Origin of the sequence: Microcoleus sp. FACHB-1515 (assembly GCF_014696105.1) — a bacterium.
Classification (GTDB): Bacteria; Cyanobacteriota; Cyanobacteriia; order Elainellales; family Elainellaceae; genus JAAUTJ01.
Genome location: NZ_JACJPO010000088.1, coordinates 1 through 4,385, shown reverse-complemented (window position 1 = coordinate 4,385; position 4,385 = coordinate 1). Strand labels below are relative to the sequence as shown.

The window sequence follows — 4,385 nt, the reverse complement described above, 5'->3', positions numbered from 1 at the left end:
AAGATTTGGGTCGGTCAAGTTTCTGTTTCAATTAGTCACACATTGTCAAACCTTTGCTTTTGCCAAAGCATTTATGTACGGCTACTGTTCATCTCCTATTTAGGATTGCTGTATTACACGGTCGCTCAGGCTTTTCAAAGAACAATCGATCGCGGATTAGAGGGCGTTTCGCAAATTCTAGCCGATCAAATTGAACCTGCACTTGAGCAACCCGAAAGCCTACAGCAATTCACAAATTACTTGTCATCAAGACTGTGTTTAGATCAAGCAGATTGCCTACCTACATCTTCAGCAGATCAGCCTGCATTCCTTGAAGTTCCTAATTCGGTTGATTATTACATTCGCATTCTCGATCCGAATGGAAAAGTAATTTCGCTTGTGGGTGTTCAACTCGATCCGGCTCCCGCTGGAAATGTGCAGTGGCAAACGCTCATCAATAGCCAAGGCGTTCGCTATCGGCAAATTTCCGCACGGTTGGATAATCGCGATCGACCTTGGGGCTATGTGCAGGTTGGGCGATCGCTGAACGACCTTGACCAAAACCTAGCGGCTTTACGCTGGACGTTGCTGTTAGGCTGTCCGATCGCGATGCTGTTGGTTGCTTGGTCAAGTTGGTGGCTAGCAGGATTAGCAATGCAGCCTGTTCATCAGTCCTATCAGCGAATGCAGCAGTTTACGGCGGATGCTGCTCATGAGTTTCGGACTCCTTTGGCCGCGATTCAGGCAACAATTGAATCTACGATGCGTCTTCAACGTCGAGCTAACTTTGCTTCAACAACAAACGAAGGCGTACTTGCTATTATTCAAAGACAAACTTTGCGTCTTTCACAACTGGTTAAAGATTTGCTGTTGCTATCACAAATTGAGGAGTTTAAGCAGGTAGAACAAGTGTCTTGCTGTCTGAACGATCTAATTGCTGACTTGGTTGAAGAACTTGCACCTTTAGCAATTCAATCAGGAATTAGCCTCAATATGAAGATTAACTTACAGCAGCCTGCCTATGTACTCGGCAATCAAGAACAGCTTTATCGATTAGTGAGTAATTTAATCATGAATGCGATTCAAGCAACAGCAGAAGGTGGGCGAGTTGCGGTTTCACTCAATCGAGACGATCGCCACGCCATGATTCAAATTCAAGATACTGGTGTAGGAATTGCGCCAGCCGATCAAGCCCGAATTTTCGATCGCTTTTATCGCTTAGAACCGGATCGATCGCGCCGAACAGGAGGATCGGGTTTGGGCTTATCAATTGCTCAGGCGATCGCTCAAGCTCATCGCGGCAGTATCCATGTTCGCAGTGAGCTTGGCAAAGGCAGCACCTTTACAATTCGGCTACCTTTGATGTGAAGATGCCTGCCAGTTCTCTAGCGTCGATCGCGAATGAGCAGCTTCAATATTGGGGCAGGTTAACTCTATCTTGAGACTGTTGAAATTGTGAATTGAATTAAGAGTTGATAGCTTGGATACCCAGCTTTTTAACAACAGCAATGTGGAATTTAATATCTTTACAGCGGACTGTTCGATCGATCGCCCGTATCGGAATCGCGATTTCGTTGATCCTGACAATTTGGCTGTCTCCCGCGATCGCCCAACCGACTAACCCGCCTGCCGATGCCACCATTACCTTAGATGGTCAAGCCCTCTTTGAGGTCAGCAGTTCCGGTCAGTACAGCGCTCAAGATCGAGCTAGTTTGATCAACCTCCAGCTAATAGATGCCGTGCGATCGCCTCGTCCACCCAGCGTCAGGGTGGAGCAGCGCAACGACTCGCCGACGCTGCTGCTCAACGATCGCTACCTGCTCACCGTCACCGAAGCAGATGCGATGCCAGGTCGCACTCCCGACGAGCAAGCGGCAGTTTGGGCACAGCGGCTTCAAGATGCCCTGCAACAGGCGCAAAGTCAACGCAGCCCTACCTATTTGCGGGAAATGACGCGCTTTGCGATCGGCATTGGGCTGGGCGTGATGCTCCTCCACTGGCTGCTGGGCGCGATGCAGCGGCGCGTCTTGCGATCGCTACAGCGGCGATTTTCGACTCCAGTGGACATTCAGGCAGAGTCGTCTTCCCGTCCGCTCGAAGATTTGCTGAAGCTGCTGGTGACGATCGCTCGTGTGGGGCTTTGGACGATCGCCACGCTGTACATCACCAATTTGTTTCCGGTCACTCGCGCTTGGAGCTATCAGGTGACGGATGCTCTCAAGTCCAGCTTCACCTCGCCGATCGTCAGCCTGGGCAGAAACGCTTATTCGGTGACGGATCTGCTGCTGCTTGCAGGTTTAATTGCTGGACTGGTCGCGCTGGCTGGAACCATCACGAATTTATTGCGATCGCGAGTGCTGCATCTGGCCGGACTCAGCCGAGGTGGACAGGAAGTAATCGCCATTTTGACCAAATACGGTCTGATCACGATCGGCACATTAATTGTGCTTCAAATTTGGGGGTTAGATATTAGCTCACTGACGATTTTGGCAAGCGCTTTAGGGGTTGGAATTGGCTTCGGATTTCAGGACATTGCCAAGAACTTTGGCAGCGGCTTAGTGTTAATTCTGGAGCGTCCAATTCAAGTTGGAGATTTTGTTGAGATCGGTAACTCCAAGGGAACGGTAGAGCGAATTGGCGGACGCAGCACAGAAATTCGCACCCTCGATCACGTCTCAATTATCGTACCGAACTCTCGGTTTCTAGAAGAGGAAGTGATCAACTGGAGCCACCGCAATCCAATTTCTCGGCTACATTTGCCTGTCGGCGTTGCTTACAGTGCCGATCCGCAAGCGGTTCGCGCCGTTCTTTTGGAGGCGGCTCAAAGTCATGCTGAAGTGCTGCAAAATCCCGCACCTCAAGTCTTTTTCCTGGGCTTTGGCGAGAGTGCGCTTAACTTTGATTTGCTGGTTTGGACAAGGAAACCAAGTCGCCAGTTTATCCTCAAAAGCGATCTGTATTTTCGCATCTTTGAACTACTGCAAGAGCGAGAAATCAAAATTCCTTTCCCGCAGCGAGACCTGCATTTGCGATCGGGAACATTGAGCCTTTCACCTTAGACAGAAGCGCTACTCACACAGCAGTCTAATCAACATTTGAATGGCGATCGATCGCAGTAATCACCCTCGATGTTTGCTCACCTCTTCTAAAAGCTCGATCGCCCAGCCAGTTTAATTCGCGTTGTACTCAATTGTGATGGAAGACTCTTTACTCGTTACGCTTTTGATCAGTACAACCGTAGTGGTTGGAATTAGCGCTCAGGTTTTAGCTAGATTTCTTCAGATCCCCAGCATTGTTTTTCTATTGCTGTTTGGGATTGCTTTAGGCTCTAGCGGTTTAGGCCTGCTTGAGCCGTCACGACTTGGCAGCGGCTTAGAAGTCATCGTTTCGCTCGCGATCGCTCTAATTCTATTTGAGGGCGGGCTAAATTTTCAGATTCGTGAATTGAACAGCGTTTCAGTGAGCCTTCGCAATCTTGTCACAGTGGGAGTACTCATTACCCTGCTGGGTGGTGCGATCGCCGCGCATGAATTGAGTCAGTTTCCCTGGGCGATCGCGTTTCTTTACGCCTCGTTAGTGGTGGTAACTGGGCCAACCGTAGTCACTCCCCTACTCAAGTTAATTGGGGTTGAACAACGGGTTGCAACTCTGTTAGAAGGCGAAGGCATTCTGATCGATCCAATCGGTGCGATCGTTGCAGTGATTGTGCTGAATATCGTTTTGAGTCAGCATGAAGTACCGCTGGTTTTAGTTGGAACCGCGATCCCATTGTTCCTGTTAAAAGGGTTGAGTTTAAGGTTAGGAATTGGGGTTGCGCTCGGAGTGAGCGCAGGCAGTTTACTCAGTTTGTTGCTGAAGCAATCGAAATTTCTGCCGCAAGAATTGAAAAACCTGGTGGTCTTAGCGGCGGTGTGGGGAGCTTTCAGTTTGGCACAGGCATTGCGAAGCGAATCAGGATTATTAGTCGCCGTGTTGATGGGTGTGATTCTACGAGCGGCTACGATTCCAGAAGAACGCTTGATCCGGCAGTTTAATGAACAGTTGGGTATTCTAGCCAACTCGATTTTGTTTGTTTTACTGGCGGCTGATTTGTCGATCGCCAGTCTCTTTGCTTTGGGTTGGAAAAGTGTGCTGACAGTTCTGACTTTGATGCTGGTTGTACGACCGATCAACATCCTGTTATCGACCTGGGAACAAAGCTTTAGCTGGAAGCAACGATGCTTGCTAGCCTGGATTGCACCACGTGGCATTGTTGCCGCTTCAATGGCTTCTTTGTTTGCCATTTCACTCACAGGTAGAGATGTAGAAGTAATGATTCAGGGTTGTAAACTCGCATTGTAGTGGTGGATGAAGTACCAAATTGCTCCAATATGGTTAGCAAGCTTCTTTGAGAACGAGAGTGTCTT

At 49.0% G+C, this 4,385-nt stretch carries 4 protein-coding genes and 1 pseudogene; 4 read left to right on the top strand and 1 reads right to left on the bottom strand.

What is annotated here, in order from left to right; translation table 11 throughout:
* The 4 genes from rppB to H6F67_RS26710 form a co-directional block, all read left to right on the top strand.
* A partial coding sequence (rppB, locus tag H6F67_RS26720; protein ID WP_206753951.1) for a two-component system sensor histidine kinase RppB occupies positions 1–1,347 on the top strand: 1,347 nt, incomplete at its 5' end.
* A gap of 112 nt (positions 1,348–1,459) precedes the next feature.
* Positions 1,460–1,600 carry a hypothetical protein gene (locus tag H6F67_RS27525; protein ID WP_206753950.1) on the top strand — a complete coding sequence of 47 codons (141 nt, stop codon included), beginning with the start codon at positions 1,460–1,462 and terminating at the stop codon, positions 1,598–1,600.
* Positions 1,554–3,038, top strand: a complete 1,485-nt coding sequence (locus tag H6F67_RS26715) for a mechanosensitive ion channel family protein (RefSeq protein WP_206753949.1) — start codon at positions 1,554–1,556, stop codon at positions 3,036–3,038. The genes H6F67_RS27525 and H6F67_RS26715 overlap by 47 nt, the downstream gene beginning before the upstream one ends.
* A gap of 136 nt (positions 3,039–3,174) precedes the next feature.
* Positions 3,175–4,320: a cation:proton antiporter gene (locus H6F67_RS26710; RefSeq protein ID WP_190769696.1), complete on the top strand. Its 1,146-nt coding sequence runs from the start codon at positions 3,175–3,177 to the stop codon at positions 4,318–4,320.
* Here the strand turns inward: H6F67_RS26710 and H6F67_RS26705 are convergent.
* Positions 4,296–4,385, bottom strand: a pseudogene (locus H6F67_RS26705) (IS1 family transposase); the annotation flags it as partial. The gene H6F67_RS26710 and the pseudogene H6F67_RS26705 sit on opposite strands and share 25 nt — an antisense overlap.

Coding starts and splice junctions, on each gene's coding strand:
- H6F67_RS26710 (WP_190769696.1), top strand. CDS start 3,175: ATGGAAGACTCTTTACTCGTTACGCTTTTGATCAGTACAACCGTAGTG.